This is a genomic window from Streptomyces sp. NPDC110618 (assembly GCF_055657065.1).
The window spans coordinates 1-17,051 of the sequence record NZ_JBVKBN010000033.1 but is presented as its reverse complement, the minus strand read 5'-3'; the positions used below and the strand labels follow the sequence as shown (position 1 = coordinate 17,051).

General features: G+C 70.1%; 15 protein-coding genes. 3 read left to right on the top strand and 12 right to left on the bottom strand.

What is annotated here, in order from left to right; all coding sequences use genetic code 11:
* Positions 1-2: 2 nt before the first annotated feature.
* The 7 genes from ACZ7L7_RS35000 to ACZ7L7_RS34970 all read right to left on the bottom strand — a co-directional run bounded on the left by ACZ7L7_RS35000 (position 3) and on the right by ACZ7L7_RS34970 (position 6,950).
* The gene (locus tag ACZ7L7_RS35000; RefSeq protein WP_285511390.1) at positions 3-278 is read right to left on the bottom strand and encodes a hypothetical protein; all 276 of its coding nucleotides are present in this window, start codon (positions 276-278) and stop codon (positions 3-5) included.
* Positions 279-328: 50 nt separating this feature from the next.
* Complete coding sequence (locus ACZ7L7_RS34995; protein ID WP_285511391.1) at positions 329-1,168, bottom strand: shikimate dehydrogenase; 840 nt, start codon at positions 1,166-1,168, stop codon at positions 329-331.
* Between the two features lie 39 nt (positions 1,169-1,207).
* The gene (gene mltG / locus ACZ7L7_RS34990; protein WP_472077888.1) at positions 1,208-2,887 is read right to left on the bottom strand and encodes an endolytic transglycosylase MltG; all 1,680 of its coding nucleotides are present in this window, start codon (positions 2,885-2,887) and stop codon (positions 1,208-1,210) included.
* A gap of 125 nt (positions 2,888-3,012) precedes the next feature.
* A complete protein-coding gene (gene ruvX, locus ACZ7L7_RS34985) occupies positions 3,013-3,477 on the bottom strand; it encodes a Holliday junction resolvase RuvX (RefSeq protein WP_285511393.1) in 465 nt (154 codons plus the stop codon).
* Entirely contained in the window at positions 3,477-6,149 is a 2,673-nt protein-coding gene (alaS, locus tag ACZ7L7_RS34980) for an alanine--tRNA ligase (protein WP_285511394.1), read from the bottom strand. Before alaS ends, ruvX begins: the two co-directional genes overlap by 1 nt.
* Positions 6,149-6,499: a hypothetical protein gene (locus ACZ7L7_RS34975; RefSeq protein WP_285511395.1), complete on the bottom strand. Its 351-nt coding sequence runs from the start codon at positions 6,497-6,499 to the stop codon at positions 6,149-6,151. Before ACZ7L7_RS34975 ends, alaS begins: the two co-directional genes overlap by 1 nt.
* Before the next feature lie 7 nt (positions 6,500-6,506).
* Positions 6,507-6,950 carry a DUF948 domain-containing protein gene (locus tag ACZ7L7_RS34970; protein ID WP_472077887.1) on the bottom strand — a complete coding sequence of 148 codons (444 nt, stop codon included), beginning with the start codon at positions 6,948-6,950 and terminating at the stop codon, positions 6,507-6,509.
* 152 nt (positions 6,951-7,102) lie between these two features.
* Between ACZ7L7_RS34970 and ACZ7L7_RS34965 the strand changes: the two genes are divergently transcribed.
* Positions 7,103-9,259 (top strand): ATP-binding protein, encoded by a 2,157-nt coding sequence (locus ACZ7L7_RS34965; RefSeq protein ID WP_472077886.1) that lies wholly within the window; start codon positions 7,103-7,105, stop codon positions 9,257-9,259.
* A gap of 28 nt (positions 9,260-9,287) precedes the next feature.
* Here the strand turns inward: ACZ7L7_RS34965 and rpsD are convergent, their stop codons facing one another.
* The 5 genes from rpsD to ACZ7L7_RS34940 form a co-directional block, all read right to left on the bottom strand.
* On the bottom strand, positions 9,288-9,902 hold the full coding sequence (gene rpsD, locus ACZ7L7_RS34960; RefSeq protein WP_093718960.1) for a 30S ribosomal protein S4: 615 nt from the start codon (positions 9,900-9,902) through the stop codon (positions 9,288-9,290).
* Positions 9,903-10,201: 299 nt separating this feature from the next.
* Positions 10,202-11,557 carry a replication-associated recombination protein A gene (locus ACZ7L7_RS34955; protein ID WP_472077885.1) on the bottom strand — a complete coding sequence of 452 codons (1,356 nt, stop codon included), beginning with the start codon at positions 11,555-11,557 and terminating at the stop codon, positions 10,202-10,204.
* A gap of 44 nt (positions 11,558-11,601) precedes the next feature.
* Positions 11,602-12,258 (bottom strand): vitamin K epoxide reductase family protein, encoded by a 657-nt coding sequence (locus ACZ7L7_RS34950; protein WP_285511399.1) that lies wholly within the window; start codon positions 12,256-12,258, stop codon positions 11,602-11,604.
* 281 nt (positions 12,259-12,539) lie between these two features.
* Positions 12,540-13,802: a histidine--tRNA ligase gene (gene hisS, locus ACZ7L7_RS34945; RefSeq protein ID WP_453606396.1), complete on the bottom strand. Its 1,263-nt coding sequence runs from the start codon at positions 13,800-13,802 to the stop codon at positions 12,540-12,542.
* A 12-nt stretch (positions 13,803-13,814) separates the two neighbouring features.
* On the bottom strand, positions 13,815-14,528 hold the full coding sequence (locus ACZ7L7_RS34940) for an MBL fold metallo-hydrolase (RefSeq protein WP_453606398.1): 714 nt from the start codon (positions 14,526-14,528) through the stop codon (positions 13,815-13,817).
* 181 nt (positions 14,529-14,709) lie between these two features.
* On the opposite strand from ACZ7L7_RS34940, the gene ACZ7L7_RS34935 reads away from it, so the two are divergent.
* Complete coding sequence (locus ACZ7L7_RS34935; RefSeq protein ID WP_093718965.1) at positions 14,710-15,558, top strand: peptidylprolyl isomerase; 849 nt, start codon at positions 14,710-14,712, stop codon at positions 15,556-15,558.
* A 136-nt stretch (positions 15,559-15,694) separates the two neighbouring features.
* Positions 15,695-16,924 carry a DUF349 domain-containing protein gene (locus ACZ7L7_RS34930; RefSeq protein ID WP_285511403.1) on the top strand — a complete coding sequence of 410 codons (1,230 nt, stop codon included), beginning with the start codon at positions 15,695-15,697 and terminating at the stop codon, positions 16,922-16,924.
* The last annotated feature ends 127 nt before the right edge of the window (positions 16,925-17,051 follow it).

The following is a 17,051-nucleotide window of genomic DNA, read 5'->3' as shown; positions in this document are numbered from 1 at the left end:
CATCAGAGGGCGGGGTCCTCCGGGCGCCGCTGCGGGGCGTAGGCACCGAGGTAGTCGGCACCGCTGCCCTGGTCGTACGGCACCGGGGCGGGCATCGGCTGCGCCTGGCGCCGGGCGCGGCGCTGGACGATCTTGTTGCGCAGCTTGAGACCCCAGGCGGCGAGCACGGCCAGGATGATCAGGACGAGCGCGGTGTGCTGGGCCCAGTCGGGCAGGAAGCCCAGCAGGCTCTCGAAGATCTGCGTCTTGGCGGACGCCAGCGGCCGGCCGGTGGTCATGTTCGGTTTTCCCCCTCCTGGCACCGCCCGCTGCGGAACCGGACGGGATCCTAGCGATCTTCGAGCGCGTGTTCGCCTGCTTTTCGCATCGCGTCCAGCGGGGCCGGGGCGCGGCCCGTCATCTGCTCGACCTGGAGCACCGCCTGGTGGACCAGCAGGTCGAGGCCGCTGACCACGGCGCCGCCGAACATGGACCAGCGGGCCGCGAGGTCGGTGGGCCAGGGGTCGTAGAGGACGTCGAAGAGCGTGGCGGGACGCTCGGGTACGGCGGCGGCGAGGGCGTCGGTCGTACCGGCCGGGGTGGTGGCGATGACCAGCGGCGCGCGGAGCGCCTCGGCGGCGTCGGACCAGTCCGCCGTACGGACCTCGACGTCGAGCCGTTCGCCCCACTGCCGCATCTCGGCGGCGCGGGCGGCGCTGCGGACGTAGGCGACGACCTCGCCGGTGCAGATGCGGGAGAGCGCGGCCAGCGCGGAGGAGGCGGTGGCGCCGGCGCCCAGGATCGCGGCGGAGTCGACCTGTTCGATGCCGCGTTCGCGCAGGGCGGCGACCATGCCGGGGATGTCGGTGTTGTCGCCGACCGTGCGCCCGTCCTCCGTGAAGACGACGGTGTTGACGGCCTCGACCGAGCGCGCCGTCTCACTGATCTCGTCCAGCAGCGGGATGACCGCCCGCTTCAGCGGCATGGTCAGCGACAGCCCGGCCCACTCCGGACCGAGACCGGCGAGGAAGCCGGGCAGCGCCTCCTCGTCCACCTCGAACCGGTCGTACGTCCAGCCGGTGAGCCCCAGTTCCGCGTATGCGGCCCGGTGCAGCACCGGGGAGAGGGAGTGGGCAATGGGCGAGCCGAGCACCGCGGCCCGTCGGACGTCAGCGCCCTGAACTGTCATCGAACCTGTTCCTCAGTCGTCTCTCGCACGTCCCCGGCGTCACCGGGAGGCGTTGAACTGCTCGACCAGCTTGTCGTGTTCGGCGAGGGTCTTGGTGAACTTGCTGGTCTTGCCGTCCAGCGAGATGAAGTAGTACCAGCCGTCGTCGGTCGGGTTGAGCGCGCCCTTGAGCGCTTCCTCACCGGGGTTGTCGATCGGGCCGGGCGGCAGTCCCTTGACGAAGTACGTGTTGTACGGGTTGTTGTACTTGCGCAGCTCGGCAATCGACAGGTCGATCTTGCTCTGGTTCTTGATGTAGTTGTACGTGGAGTCGAACTCCAGCGAGCCGTAGGTCTCGGGGTTGCCGGGGTCGAGCCGGTTGTAGACGACCTCGGCCATCTTGCGGAAGTCGTCGTGGCTGGTGCCCTCGGCCTGCGCCAGGCTCGCCACGGTGAGCAGCTCCCAGGGACCGTCCAGGCCCAGGCCCTTGGCCTTCTTCTCCAGGCCGAGCTTCTCGTACTGCTCGGTGGCGCGCTCGACCATGTCCTTCAGGACGGCCTCGGGCTTCTGCCCCTTGGCCACCGGATAGCTCGACGGGTAGAGGAAGCCCTCCAGCGGGTCCTTGACGTTCTCGTGGTTCAGCGCCCAGTCGGGAAGGCCGAAGCTCTCCCACTTCTTGGCGGCGACCTTCTTCGTCGTGCCCTTGTCGAGTTCGAGACGCGCGTCGATCATCTCGTAGACCCGGACATTGCGGGTGCCCTCGGGGATGATCAGGTTGCTCTGGCTCTCCGGGCTGAGCATCATCGCGACGGCGGCCTCGGCCGACATCTCCCGCTCCAGGGTGTACACACCGGCCTGGATCGACTTGCCCTTGGGGTTCTTCTGCTGCGCGGCGACGAACGCGTCGACGCTCTTGACCACGCCCTTCGCCTTCAGTTCCTGGCCGATGGCATAACCGCCCGCACCCTTGGGGATCTCTACGGTGACCTGCTCGCCATTGCCGTCGCCCGCGAAGTCCGGGGCGTCGCCGAAACGATCCTGGTAAAACTGGTACCCGAAATATCCGACACCGGCGACACCGCCGCCGAACACGAGCAGGACCACGAGACACGCGCATCCGCTGCGGCGTTTCTTGCCGCCTTTGCCACTGCGGCCGCGTCGTTCGCCGCGGGTCCGCCGGTCCCCCGCGTCGTCGTCGAGGTCGTCGTCATCGTCGTCGCGGCCCGCGAAGAAGGCGTGCTCACCGCGGTCCGGCCCGGGGTCCCAGTCGGTGCGCGGCTCCGGTTCCGGTTCGGGCTGCGGCGCGGGTTCGGCCCGGCGCCTGCTCGGCGGCTCGGGCGGTGGGTACGCCTCGGGGGTGCCGTAGTAGTCCTGCTGCTGCCCGAAGGCCGCGGCCTGCTGACCGTACGGATCGGAGGGATCGGGGTACGGGACCTGCCCGTGCGCGCCGGTGCCCCAGCCGGAGTTGTCGTACTGCTGCTGGTAGCCCTGGTTGGCGTAGTACTGCTGCTGATCGTATTGCTGCTGGTCGTACTGGGGCTGCTGCCCGCCCTGCTGGCCCCAGTCGCCGTACTGCTGCTGGTGCTGCGCCTGCTGCTGCTCCGGATAGTGCTGCGGCTGGCCGCCGTAGGGGGACTGCTGACCCGCCTGGGCCTGCTGTCCTCCCCACCCGTCGTCCCCGTAGTACGGGTCCTCGGGGTGCCACGGTTCGGAGCCCTGGCCCCGGCCATACTCAGTCATCGATCCCCTAGAGCCGCGAGGTGGTGGCCGCTTGGGGCATCGAGCCCGGTGCTTCCGTTCCGCCTCTCTTTGTGCGGTGGCTGTTCGAACACCATCGCATCGCGCGGAACGTTACCGTATCGCGATCAGATGACCACTTCGACGCCCTCGCCGGGTGCTTTACCTGACACCCGTTCGGATTCCAGCGCCTGCTGGAGGATGATCACAGCGGCTGCCTGGTCGATGACCGATCTGCCCTTTTTGGATTTCACGCCCGAGGCGCGCAGTCCTTGACTCGCCGTCACCGTGGTCATCCGCTCGTCCACGAGCCTTACCGGGACCGGCGCGATCATGCGTGCCAGTTCCTGGGCGAAGCCACGGACCTTGACCGCGGCCGGGCCCTCGCCGCCCTTGAGGGAGCGCGGGAGCCCGACGACGACCTCGATCGGCTCGTACTCCTCCACCAGCGCCTTCAGCCGACGCTGGGCTGCCGGGACGTCCCGGCCCGGCACCGTCTCCACCGGGGTGGCGAGGATCCCGTCGGGGTCGCACGAGGCGACCCCGATCCGGGCGTCCCCGACGTCGATGGCGAGCCGACGTCCTCTGCGCATTACTTGGCCGTCTCCTGGACCAGGCGCTCCACGGCGTCCACGGCCTCGCCGACGGCGGCCGGGTTCTGGCCGCCGCCCTGGGCGACGTCCGGCTTGCCGCCACCGCCGCCGCCGAGCGTCTTGGCGGCGGTGCGGACCAGGTCACCGGCCTTGAGACCGCGCTCGCGGGCGGCCTCGTTGGTGGCGATGACCGTGAGCGGCTTGCCGTTGTTCACCGTGAACAGGGCGACCACGGCGGCGCGTCCGCCCTGGATCCGGCCGCGCACGTCGAGCACCAGCTTGCGCAGATCGTCGGCTGTGGTGCCGTCCGGGACCTGCCCGGTGACGACGGCGATACCGCGGATGTCCCGGGCGGACTCGGCGAGACCGGCGGCGGCCTGCAGCACCTTCTCGGCGCGGAACTTCTCGATCTCCTTCTCGGCGTCCTTCAGCTTGCCGAGCATGGCGGAGACCTTCTCCGGCAGCTCCTCCGGACGTCCCTTGATCAGCTCCTGGAGCTGGGCGACGACCGTGTGCTCACGGGCGAGGAAGTTGTAGGCGTCGACACCGACGAGGGCCTCGATACGGCGCACACCCGAGCCGATCGACGACTCGCCGAGCAGCTTGACCAGGCCGAGCTGGGCGGTGTTGTGGACGTGCGTACCGCCGCACAGCTCCTTGGAGAAGTCACCGATGGTCACCACGCGGACCCGCTCGCCGTACTTCTCGCCGAACTCGGCGATGGCACCCTGCTTCTTGGCCTCGTCGATGCCCATGACCTCGGCGTGCACGTCCAGGTCGCGGGCGAGCACCTCGTTGATCTTCTGCTCGACGTCGGTCATCACGGCCGTCGGCACGGCCGAGGGCGAGCCGAAGTCGAAGCGGAAGCGGCCGGGCTGGTTCTCCGAACCGGCCTGGGCGGCCGTCGGGCCGAGGGCGTCGCGCAGCGCCTGGTGGGTGAGGTGCGTGGCCGAGTGGGCGCGGGCGATGGCCTTGCGGCGCAGGTTGTCGATCGAGGCGTGGGCCTTGGCGCCGACGGTGACCTCGCCGACCTGGACGACGCCCTTGTGGACGTAGACACCCGGGACCGGCTTCTGGCAGTCGCGGACCTCGATGACGGCGCCGGAGTCGGCCTTGATGCGGCCGGTGTCGCCGATCTGGCCGCCGCCCTCGGCGTAGAAGGGGGTGCGGTCCAGGACGATCTCGACCTCGTCGCCCTCGGTGGCGGCCGGGGAGGAGACGCCGTCGACGAGGATGCCGACGATGGTCGACTCGCCGGAGGTGTCGGTGTAGCCGATGAACTCGGTCTCACCGGCGCTGTCGGCGATCTCGCGGTAGGCGCCGAGGTCGGCGTGGCCGGTCTTCTTGGCCTGGGCGTCGGCCTTGGCACGCTCGCGCTGCTCCTTCATCAGGCGCCGGAAGCCGTCCTCGTCCACGGACAGGCCCTGCTCGGCGGCCATCTCCAGGGTGAGGTCGATCGGGAAGCCCCAGGTGTCGTGGAGCAGGAACGCCTTGTCGCCGGAGAGGACGGTGCCGCCGGAGGCCTTGGTCTCGGTGACGGCCGTGTCGAGGATGTTGGTGCCGGCCTTCAGCGTCTTGAGGAAGGCGTTCTCCTCGGCGAGGGCGACCTTCTCGATCCGCTCGCGGTCGGTGATCAGCTCCGGGTACTGCTGTCCCATCATGCCGATGACGACGTCGATGAGGTCCTTGACGACCGGGCCGGTGGCGCCGAGCAGGCGCATGTTGCGGATGGCGCGGCGCATGATGCGGCGCAGCACATAGCCGCGGCCCTCGTTGCCCGGCGTGACGCCGTCGCCGATGAGCATGGTGGCGGTGCGCATGTGGTCGGTGACCACGCGCAGGGAGACGTCCGAGTCGTGGGCGTCGCCGTAGGCCACGCCGGTCAGCTCGGTGGCCTTGTTGATGACGGCCATGGAGGTGTCGATCTCGTACATGTTCTGCACGCCCTGCAGAATCATGGCGAGGCGCTCCAGGCCGAGCCCGGTGTCGATGTTCTTGCTCGGCAGCTCGCCGAGGATCTCGAAGTTGTCCTTGCCGGTGCCCTCGCCGCGCTCGTACTGCATGAAGACGAGGTTCCAGATCTCCACGTACCGCTCGTCGTTGACGGCGGGGCCGCCCTCGACGCCGAACTCGGGGCCGCGGTCGTAGTTGATCTCGGAGCAGGGGCCGCAGGGGCCGGGGACGCCCATGGACCAGTAGTTGTCCTTCATGCCGAGGCGCTGGATGCGCTCCTTGGGCACACCGACGACCTCGTGCCAGATGCGCTCGGCCTCGTCGTCGTCCTTGTAGACGGTGATCCAGAGCTTCTCCGGCTCAAGGCCGTAACCACCCTTGTCCTGGGGCGTGGTGAGCAGCTCCCAGGCGTACTTGATGGCGCCTTCCTTGAAGTAGTCGCCGAAGGAGAAGTTGCCGCACATCTGGAAGAAGGTGCCGTGCCGGGTGGTCTTGCCGACCTCCTCGATGTCCGGCGTGCGCACGCACTTCTGCACGCTGGTGGCGCGCGGGAAGGGCGGCTTGACCTCGCCCAGGAAGTAGGGCTTGAAGGGCACCATGCCGGCCGGGACGAGGAGCAGAGTCGGGTCGTCCGCGATGAGCGACGCCGAAGGGACGACGGTGTGCCCGCGCTCCTCGAAGAAGCTCAGCCAGCGGCGGCGGATCTCAGCCGACTCCATCAGTGGTCCTCATTCCGGTTGTACGAGTACGTCGTGCTGTCGATGACGTACGTCTTCGGCCTGTTGCGGTTCTCGATCGCGGCGTGCCGCCGCGGTGCGGGGAGTTCGGGGTCCTCGCGGATACCGAGGGCGTCCTCCAGCTCGGCCTCCCGCTGGGCCATGTTGGCGCGGACGTCGAGCGCGAAGCCGACGGCCCGGTCCTTGAGCCGGTTCCCTGCCTCCAGCGCCTTGTTGGCGGCCTGGGTGGCGATGTGCTCGGGGGTCAGCTGCTTCAGTTTGCGGTTGACCTTGGTGGTGGCCCACACACCGGCCGCGACGCCCGTGGTGAACCAGAAGCTACGGCGGAACATCGGTGGTTCAGCCCTTCTTCCGCTTGCTCCGTCGCGCGGCCGGAACCGTGCGGCCCACGATCACCGTACGCCGGGGCTCCCGCGCGGGCATGTCGTCCTTGCGGCCCGCGATGGCCCGGCGTACGCCGTAGCCGAATGCCGCGACCTTCACCAGCGGGCCGCCGAAGGTGGAGGCCACCGTGGTCGACAGCGCGGAGGCGTTGGAGGTGACCTCCTGGACGTCGGAGGCGATGGCGTCGACCCGGTCGATCTGGGTCTGCGCCGAACGCACCGCCGTGGAGGCGTCCGCGAGGAGCGGTACGGCCTGATCGGTCACGTCCGCGACCAGCTTGGTGGTCGCCCTGAGCGTCTGGGCCAGCCTCACCAGTGCCACGGCGAGGAAGGAGACCAGGATCGCCCAGAAGACGGCCACCAGAATCCCGGCCACCTCTCCACCGGACACTGTGTGCACCCGCTCCCTGAAACGCGCCTCAACATCGAAAAGTCGTGGACCGAGCCTATCGCGCCGGGCACGCGGCTCCGTACCGCATTACCGCGCGCGGGGCGCCGGGTTCCGGGGAGTGATTGTACGGAGTGAATACGCTTCAGTACGCTCCGTGTCCCATGCGCGATCGACAGCCCGAGGACACCCCGGCGACCGGCAATCTGCCCTGCGAACTCGACGCGTTCGTCGGGCGCGCGGCCGAACTGGCGGAACTGGCCGGGGCGCTCGACCGGGCGCGGCTGGTGACGGTGACCGGCACGGGCGGGGTGGGCAAGTCCCGGCTGGCGGCCCGCGCCGCCGCCCGCGCCGCGCCGCCGGACGGGGTGTGGCGGGTGGAGCTGGCGCCGGTGCTCGATCCCGCGTTCGTCGACCACGCGGTGGTGGCCGCGCTCGGGCTCACCGACCACACCACCCGGGCGCCGCGCGAGACGCTTCTCGACCATCTCGCCGGACGTCAACTCCTGCTGGTCCTGGACGGGTTCGAGCATCTGGTGGGGTCCTGTGCGGATCTGGTGGCCGAGTTGCTGGGCCGGGCGCCGGGACTGCGGGTGCTCGCTGCGGGCCGCAGACCGCTCGGCGTGGCGGGCGAGCGGCTGTTCCCGCTGGCGCCGTTGGACGAGGACGAGGCGGTGGAGCTGTTCACGGACCGCGCCGCCCTGCACGGAGTGCGCGCCCCGGACGGGGCGGAGGTACGGGAGCTGTGTCGGCGACTGGAGGGGATCCCCCTGGCAGTGGAGCTGGCGGCCGGGCGGCTGCGGGCGCTGTCCCCGGCGCAGTTGCTGGACCGGCTCGACGACCGGTTCCGGCTGCTGACCCGGACCGACCCGGACGCGCCGTGGCGGCACCGCACCCTGCGCACGGCGATCGGCTGGAGCCATGAACTGTGCACGCCCGAGGAGCGGTTGCTGTGGGCGCGGCTGTCGGTGTTCGCCGGGCGGTTCGACCTGGAGGCCGTGGAGTACGTGTGCGGCGGGCACGGGCTGCCCGCCGAGGACGTCCTCGATGTGCTCCAGGAGCTGCTGGCGCAGTCGGTGGTCTCCCGCGAGGACACGGAGACGGGCGTGCGCTACCGCATGCTCGACACGGTCCGCGCCTACGGCGCCGACTGGCTGGCCGCCACCGGGGACACCGAGCGGCTGCGGCGCCGGCACCGCGACTGGTACCTGGGCCTGGCCACCTGGTGCGAGCTGGACTGGTTCTCCCCGCGCCAGTCCGAGGTCGCCGCGCGCGTGGAGGCGGAGCTGCCCAATCTGCGCCGGGCGCTGGAGCACTGCCTGTCCGAACCCGAGGAGGCGCATCTGGGCCAGCTGCTCGCGGGGTCCCTGTGGTTCTGCTGGGTCGGCTGCGGGCGGCTGTCGGAGGGGCGGCACTGGCTGGACCAGGCCGTCCGGCTGGACTCCGGGCACGAGCCGTCCCGGCTGAAGGCGCTGTGGGTGCTCGGCTATGTGGCGATCCTCCAGGGCGACACGGTCGCCGCGCTGGCGGCCCTGCACGAGTGCGGCGAGGAGGCGGAGCTGTCGGTGAACGAGACCGCCGCGGCCTACGCCGAGCACCGCACCGGCTGTCTGGCGCTGGTCAGCGACGACATGGCCGGTGCCGAAGCGTTGCTGCGCTCGGCGCTGGACCGCTACCGGGAGATCGGTGAACTCAACAGCAACGTGCTGATGGGGCAGGTGGAGCTGGGCATGGCCCGGGCCTTCCAGGGCGATCTCGCCGAGGCGGTGCGCCTGTGCGAGGACGTGCGCGAGATCTGCGAGGACCACGGCGAGCGCTGGGCCCGCTCGTACGCGCTGTACGTGCTGGCGTACGCGGCCTGGCGGGAGGGCGACCAGGTCAGGGCGCGGGAGCTGCTGGCGGACTGCCTGGGCCACGCGCACTCCTTCCGGGACCTGCTGGGCTCGGTGCTCGTCGTGGAGCTGCTGGCCCTGGTCACGGTGACCGAGGGGGACGCGGCGGAGGCGGCCGTGCTGCAAGGGGCGGCGGCGCGGATGTGGCCCTCGGTGGGGCTACCGCTGTTCGGCTCGGCCTACTACAACGCCCCGCACGAACTGTGCGAGGCGACGGCCCGGGAGCGGCTGGGCGACGAGCGGTACGAGGAGTGCGTACGGGCCGGTGCGCTGCTGGACCGGGAGGCGGCGGTGGCGCGGGCGCTCGGCGCCCGGCCCGCGGACCCGGACCTGCTGGAGGCGCTTCCCGCGCCGCGCACCGGGATCTCCCCCGACATGCAAGAACCCGCCGTCTCCCCGACCCGGAAGGGCGGGGAGACGGCGGGCTGAGGCGCAGGTGCCTACGACCGCCGGAGGATCAGCGGGCGTAGTACTCGACGACGAGCTGCTCGTCGCAGATCACCGGGATCTCCTTGCGGTTCGGCTCACGGTCCAGGCGGAACGCCAGGGCCTTGAGGTTCACCTGGAGGTAGCGCGGGGTCTCGCCGTCGGCGGCGAAGCCACCCTCACGGGCGATGGAGAAGAGGGTCTTCTCACGGCTGCGCTCACGGACCATCACGACGTCGTCGGGACGGACACGGAACGAGGGCTTGTCGACCTTCTGGCCGTTGACCTCGATGTGGCCGTGCACGACCATCTGACGGGCCTGGTAGATGGTGCGGGCGATGCCCGAACGCAGCACCAGGGCGTCCAGACGGCGCTCCAGCTCGACGATCAGGGCCTCACCGGTCTTGCCCTGGACCTTGGACGCGCGCTCGTAGGCGCGGACGAGCTGGCGCTCGGAGATGTCGTACTGCGCGCGCAGACGCTGCTTCTCCAGCAGACGGACCTTGTAGTCCGAGTTCTGCTTGCGGCCACGGCCGTGCTCACCCGGCGGGTAGGGACGGGCCTCGAAGTACTTGACGGCCTTCGGGGTCAGCGCGATGCCGAGGGCACGCGACTTCTTGACCTTGGGGCGGGACTGGTTCGCCACAATCTCTCATTTCTTGGTGTTCGGCTTGTCAGTGTTGGCGGGAGGTCGCATCCGCAGCCGGGGAATCCCTGGGGCCCACGAGGGCCGTCAGGGCAGCCGCTCCCCTGGTCTGGGCACATACGTGCAGCACGCGAGTGGCCCACCGACCTGTTCCGTCCCGCGGGACGGAGGGTGGTGGGCTGCCCGCGACACCGTTCGACGGTGCGCGACGCTCCTGGAACCCCCGCTGGGAGGGTTCCGGCTGGATGTCCCGCTCTGACTGCGCGGGACTCAGCACTCCGAGCGATTCTACAGGCAGCTCAGGACCGTCTGCGACCGAGGTGTTTGCGGGTCCACTCCACGGCGTCCGCGTACCGCGCCTCCGCTCCGTGCCGGGTCGGGGCGTAGTACTCGCGGTCCTTCAGGGCGTCCGGGGCGTACTGCTGCTCGGCGATGCCCTCGGGCAGGTCGTGCGGGTACACATAGCCCTGCGCGTGCCCCAGCTGGGCCGCGCCCTTGTAGTGCCCGTCACGCAGGTGCGGCGGCACGGACCCGGCCAGCCCCTTGCGTACGTCCTCCAGGGCGGCGCCGATGGCGGTGGTCGCGGAGTTGGACTTCGGGGCCAGCGCGAGGGCGATGGTGGCGTGGCTGAGGGTGAGCGCGGCCTCGGGAAAGCCGATCATGGCGACGGCCTGGGCGGCCGCGACCGCGAGGGGCAGGGCGTTCGGGTCGGCGAGGCCGATGTCCTCGCTGGCGGAGATCATCAGGCGGCGGGCGATGAACCGGGGGTCCTCGCCGGCCTCGATCATCCGGGCCAGGTAGTGCAGGGCGGCGTCGACGTCGGAGCCCCGGATGGACTTGATCAGGGCGCTGGCGACGTCGTAGTGCTGGTCGCCGTCGCGGTCGTACTTCACCGCGGCCCGGTCGACGGTCTGCTCCAGGGTCTGCAGGCTGATCTCGCTCTCGCCCTGGTCCAGGGCGGCCCCGGCGGCGGCCTCCAGGGCGGTCAGGGCGCGCCGGGCGTCCCCGCCGGCGATCCGCAGCAGGTGCTCCTCGGTGTCCTCGGGGAGGGCCACGGCGCCCTTCAGACCGCGCTCGTCGTCCAGCGCCCGGCGCAGCAGGCCCCGGACGTCGTCGTCGGTGAGGGGTTCGAGGGTGAGCAGCAGGGAGCGGGAGAGCAGCGGGGAGATCACCGAGAAGTACGGGTTCTCGGTGGTCGCCGCGATCAGGGTCACCCAGCGGTTCTCCACCGCCGGGAGCAGGGAGTCCTGCTGGGCCTTGCTGAAGCGGTGGATCTCGTCGAGGAAGAGGACGGTCTCCTTGCCGAAGCCGCCGGTGGCGCGGCGGGCGCCCTCGATGACGGCGCGAACCTCCTTGACGCCCGCGGTGATCGCGGACAGCTCCACGAACCGCTTGTTGGTGGCCTTGGAGACGACGTACGCGAGGGTCGTCTTGCCGGTGCCGGGCGGGCCCCAGAGGATCACCGAGGAAGGTCCGGCGGGGCCGCCGCCGGACTCGCCGACCAGCCTGCGCAGGGGTGAACCGGGCTTGAGCAGATGCTGCTGGCCCACCACCTCGTCGAGGGTGCGCGGGCGCATCCGGACGGCCAGGGGACTGGCGGCCGGGTCCTTCTCCTGGCGCTCTTCCGCCGCGGCGGTGAACAGGTCGGGCTCCACGTCTGAAACCCTAAATCACGGCACTGACAACACCCTCGGGCCGGTCAGCTCGTCCAGAAGTCCCACCAGCGGGTCAGGATCAGCATGCCGATGATGCCGATGTGCAGCACGGGCATGACCCAGGTGAACTCGCCGAAGAAGCTCTTCAGCCAGTTCGGTGCCGGCAGGAAGCCCTGGCGCACGTTGAACGAGGTCACGTACCAGAACATGATGATCGTCGCGACCCAGGCCAGGGAGCACCACAGGCACAGGGCGTTGATGCGGTACAGCGACTGGAACATCAGCCAGGCGCAGAAGCAGACACCGAAGAGCGTCCCGGCGTTGAAGGTGAGCCAGTACCAGCGCGGGAAGGTGGCACGGCTCAGCAGGCTGACGCCGACGCAGATGACGATGCCGTAGGCGACGAGGCCGAGCATCGGGTTGGGGAAGCCGAAGACGGAGGCCTGGTCGCTCTCCATGACGCTGCCGCAGGAGACGACGGGGTTCAGGCTGCACCCGGGGACGAAGGTCTTCCCCTCGACCTTGGCCTCCAGCAGCTTGAACTTGTCGATCGTGATGACCCATGCCGCGAGCAGTCCGGCGGCGCCGGTGATCACCAGCATCAGCGCGAAGGCGGTACTGCTGCCTTCCTTGCGCGGCGCCTCGGCGATGCGCTCCGGTTCGGGCTCTGTGGAGACGTCCTTCACTGTCGTCTTGCTCATCACGCCGATTCCGTCTGTTGGGGGGTGGGGGCCTTCTTCGAGCAGGGGCCATTGTGCCGCACCCTGACCCCATTCCACCGTTCGGTGGACATAAGGACGTACGGGCGACGCACCCCGGGCGTTCGGCGCGCGGGCGGGCGGATCTGCGGCTGTGGCGGACCCGGCGCACGGCACGCGCGCGTGGGCGGATGTCCGGAAATCAACGGGACGGGTGAAACTTCCGGCAGCGGAGTTGACGAAGGCGCCGGGCGAGTGCCCGGCGCCTTCGGTCGACGCGGTGGTCAGCCGAGCTTCGACTCCAGCTCCGCCACGATCTCGTTCACGCCGATCGCCACCTGCTCGCCGGACTCCATGTCCTTGAGCTGGACGACGCCCTCGGCGAGGTCGCGCTCACCGGCGATGACCGCGTAGCGGGCGCCGCTGCGGTTGGCGCTCTTCATGGCGCCCTTCAGGCCCTTGACGCCGTAGGAGAAGTCCGCCGCGACGCCGTTCCGGCGCAGCTCGGTTACCTTCGCGAACAGCACGCGCCGGGCCTCCTCGCTGAGCGGCACCGCGAACACGCTGGTGGTGGAGGGCAGTTCGAGCTCCACGCCCTCCGCCTCCAGGGCCAGGACGGTGCGGTCGACGCCAAGGGCCCAGCCGACGGACGGCAGCGCGGGGCCGCCGATCATCTCGGACAGGCCGTCGTAGCGGCCGCCGCCGCCCACCGCGGACTGCGAGCCCAGACCGTCGTGGACGAACTCGAAGGTGGTGCGGGTGTAGTAGTCCAGGCCGCGCACCAGCTTCGGGTCGTCCTCGAAGACGACACCGGCGGCCGTGATCAGCTCGCGGACCTCCTCGTGGTACGCCTTGCAGGCGTCGCACAGGTAGTCGCGCAGCAGCGGGGCGTCCCCGAGCTGCTTCTGGACCGACTCGCGCTTGTCGTCGAGGACCCGCAGCGGGTTGATCTCGGCGCGGCGCAGGGTGTCCTCGTCGAGGTCCAGGCCGCGCAGGAAGTCCTGCAGCGCGGCCCGGTAGACGGGGCGGCACTCCTTGTCGCCCAGGCTGTTGAGCAGGATCCGGAAGTTGCTCAGGCCCAGCGAGCGGTACGCCTGGTCGGCCAGGATGATCAGCTCGGCGTCCAGCGCCGGGTCCTCGGCGCCGATCGCCTCGGCGCCGACCTGGGAGAAGTGCCTGTAACGGCCCTTCTGGGGGCGCTCGTAGCGGTAGTAGGAGCCGGAGTACCAGAGCTTGACCGGCAGGTTGCCGGCCTTGTGCAGGTTGGCCTCCAGCGCGGCGCGCAGCACGGACGCCGTGCCCTCGGGGCGCAGGGCGAGCCTGTCGCCGCCCTTGGTCTCGAAGGCGTACATCTCCTTGGTGACGATGTCGGTGGACTCACCGACACCGCGCGCGAACAGCTCGACGTTCTCGAAGCCGGGGGTCTCGATGTAGCCGTAGCCGGAGTTGCGCAGGGGCGCGGCGATCGCCTCGCGCACCGCCAGGAACTTCGCGGAGTCGGGCGGCAGCAGGTCGTACGTGCCTTTGGGGGCCTTGAAGGTGCTCACGGAAGTCTCTCGTCACATTCCTCGTCGGGGAGGGGTGTCGACACCCGCTCCCTGGCCGGCGGCCACCTGCCGCAGATACGGGTTGGTGGCGCGCTCCTGGCCGATGGTCGTCTGGGGGCCGTGGCCGGACAGCACCACGGTCGAGTCGTCGAGCGGCAGGCACACGCGGGCCAGCGAGTCGAGGATCTCGGCCGTGTCACCGCCGGGCAGGTCGGTGCGTCCGATGGAGCCGGCGAACAGCAGGTCGCCCGAGAACAGGATCGGCGGGATGTCCGCCGCCTCGGGCAGGCCGAAGGTCACCGACCCCTTGGTATGGCCCGGCGCGTGCGAGACCGTCAGCTCAAGGCCCGCCAGCCGAAGCTTCGCGCCGTCGGTCAGCTCCTTGACGTCGTCCGGCTCCCCGATGGTCAGCTCGCCCATCAGCGGCATACCGATGGACCGGCCGAGCGCCTTCTCCGGGTCGCTCATCATGTACCGGTCCTCGGGGTGGATCCAGGCCGGTACGTCGTGCGCGCCGCAGACGGGGACGACCGAGGCCACGTGGTCGATGTGGCCGTGGGTGAGGACGACGGCGACGGGCTTGAGGCGATGCTTCCTGATCGCTTCCGCGACTCCGTCGGCGGCCTGGTGACCGGGGTCGATGATCACGCACTCCTCACCCGCGGCCGGGGCGACGAGGTAACAGTTCGTCCCCCAGGCCCCGGCGGGGAACCCGGCAATGAGCACGATCGTCCTTCGTTTGTGTCGGTTCGGGTGACAAGTCGTTGGGCTGCGCCTGAGGTCAGAGCCTACCGGCGCTGCCGATTCCTCAGCGAACCCATATACGGTACGGGGCACACGCAGACGGTCGGCTCACCGGGCGCACCCGCCCCGGTCGACGCATACAGACGCTTGAGGAGACAACCCCGTGGTCAGCCAGGAACAGCGGCGGCGTCAGCTCGCCCGGGAGAAGTTCTTGCGGCAGCAGCAGCGGCGCACGGAGGCGCGGCGCAAGTCACGTACACGCAACGCGGTGATCGCGTCGGCGCTCGGTGTCGTCCTCATCGGCAGCCTCGGGCTCTACACGGCGGGCGCCTTCGACGGGGACGACTCCAAATCGAACGCGGGCGCGGAGGTCACCCCGAGCGCCACGCCGACCAGCAAGGCGCCGGACCCGTGCGAGAAGCCGGCCAAGGGCAAGGTCGAGACCATGAGCTGGAAGAAGGAACCGGCCATGACCATCGACAAGTCCGCGAAGTACACGATGAAGCTGGACACCACGTGCGGTGAGATCGACATAGCGCTCAAGGCCGCGGCCGCCCCGCACACGGTCAATTCGTTCAACTTCCTGGTGAACAAGGGCTACTTGGACCACACCAAGTGCCACCGGCTGACGGACAGCAGTATCTGGGTCCTGCAGTGCGGCGACCCGACGGCCACCGGCAGTGGCGGTCCGGGCTACACGATCCCGGACGAGAACCTGAAGGACGAGGACATCAAGGGCGACGTGTATCCGGCGGGCACGGTCGCGATGGCCAACCAGTTCAACGCCCAGACCGGTGAGGGCAAGGACTCCGGCGGCAGCCAGTTCTTCCTCGTCTACCAGGACAGTCCGCTGCCGGCGAACTACACCCCGTTCGGCACCGTGTCCAAGGACGGGATGAAGGTTCTGAAGAAGCTCGCCGCCGCCGGAGCGCAGGCTCCGGACCCCGCGACGGGCAACACGGCGCCCAACGCGACCGTGGTGATCAACAAGGCAACTGTCACCAAATCCTGACCCCCCAACTGCGAAATTTCGGTCGCGCGGGATGCGGACAGGCAACCCGCCGGTCGCCTATGTTGGCCGTGACGAAACTGTGGACGATGCCCGGGGGCGCTGAAGCCCCGCGCAGGCATCATGTGGAGGAGGCGCTGTGAGCAGCGACCCGTGGGGCCGCGTCGACGAGACGGGGACCGTGTACGTGCGTACGGCCGACGGCGAGCAGGTTGTCGGTTCCTGGCAGGCGGGCTCCCCCGAGGAGGCGTTGGCCTACTTCGAGCGCAAGTACGAGGGCCTGGTTGTCGAGATCGGCCTCCTCGAAAAGCGAGTGAAAACCACCGACCTGTCCGCCAAGGACGCGATGGCGGCGATCGACCACATCCGCGAGCAGGTCGACGCGCATCACGCGGTCGGTGATCTCGACGCGCTGCGGCAGCGTCTGGACCGGCTCGTGGAACTGGTCGAGAAGCGGCGCGAGGAGCGCAAGCAGCAGCGGGCCAAGCAGTCCGACGAGGCCCGGCACGCCAAGGAGGCGCTGGTCGCCGAGGCGGAGGAGCTGGCCCAGTCCGACCAGTGGCGGGCGGCCGGTGAGCGGCTGCGGGCTCTGGTGGACACCTGGAAGGGGCTGCCGCGGCTGGACCGCAAGTCCGACGACGAGCTGTGGCACCGCTTCTCGCACGCGCGCTCGGCGTTCTCCAAGCGGCGCAAGGCGCACTTCGCGGCGCTGGACGCGCAGCGCGAGGAGGCCCGCAGGACCAAGGAGCGGCTGGTCGCCGAGGCCGAGGCGCTGTCCGGGTCGACGGACTGGGGTCCGACGGCCGCGCGCTACCGCGAGCTGATGGCGGAGTGGAAGGCCGCGGGCCGCGCCCAGCGCGAGCACGAGGACGATCTGTGGAACCGCTTCCGCGGCGCCCAGGACGTGTTCTTCGCGGCGCGCAGCTCGGTCTTCGCCGAGCGTGACGCCGAGCAGGCCGAGAACCTGAAGCTGAAGGAGGAGCTGGCCCAGGAGGCCGAGAAGATCCTCCCGGTGACGGATCTGAAGGCCGCGCGGGCCGCGTTCCGCCAGATCAACGAGCGCTGGGAGGCCATCGGCCATGTGCCGCGGGACGCCCGGCCGAAGGTCGAGGGGCGGATGCACGCGGTGGAGCGGGCGATCCAGGAGGCCGAGGAGGCCGAGTGGCGCCGCACCAACCCGGAGGCGCGTGCGCGTGCCGAGGGTCTGACGGGCCAGCTCCAGGCGGCCGTGGACAAGCTCAAGGGCCAGATCGAGCAGGCGCGCGCCCAGGGCAACAACGCCAAGGCGGAGAAGCTGGAGCGCGAGCTGGAGGGCCGCCAGGCCCTGCTGGACCAGGCCCTGAAGGGTCTGCAGGAGTTCGGCGGCTGAGCGACCGCAGGCGAAAGGGCCCCGCACCTTCGGGGACGCTGTTGGTTTATTCGGGCCCTGCGTGACGTCGGCCTTCAAGACCCGGTTGTGGTCTTGAAGGCCGTCGTTGTCGTATGGGGTGGATGCG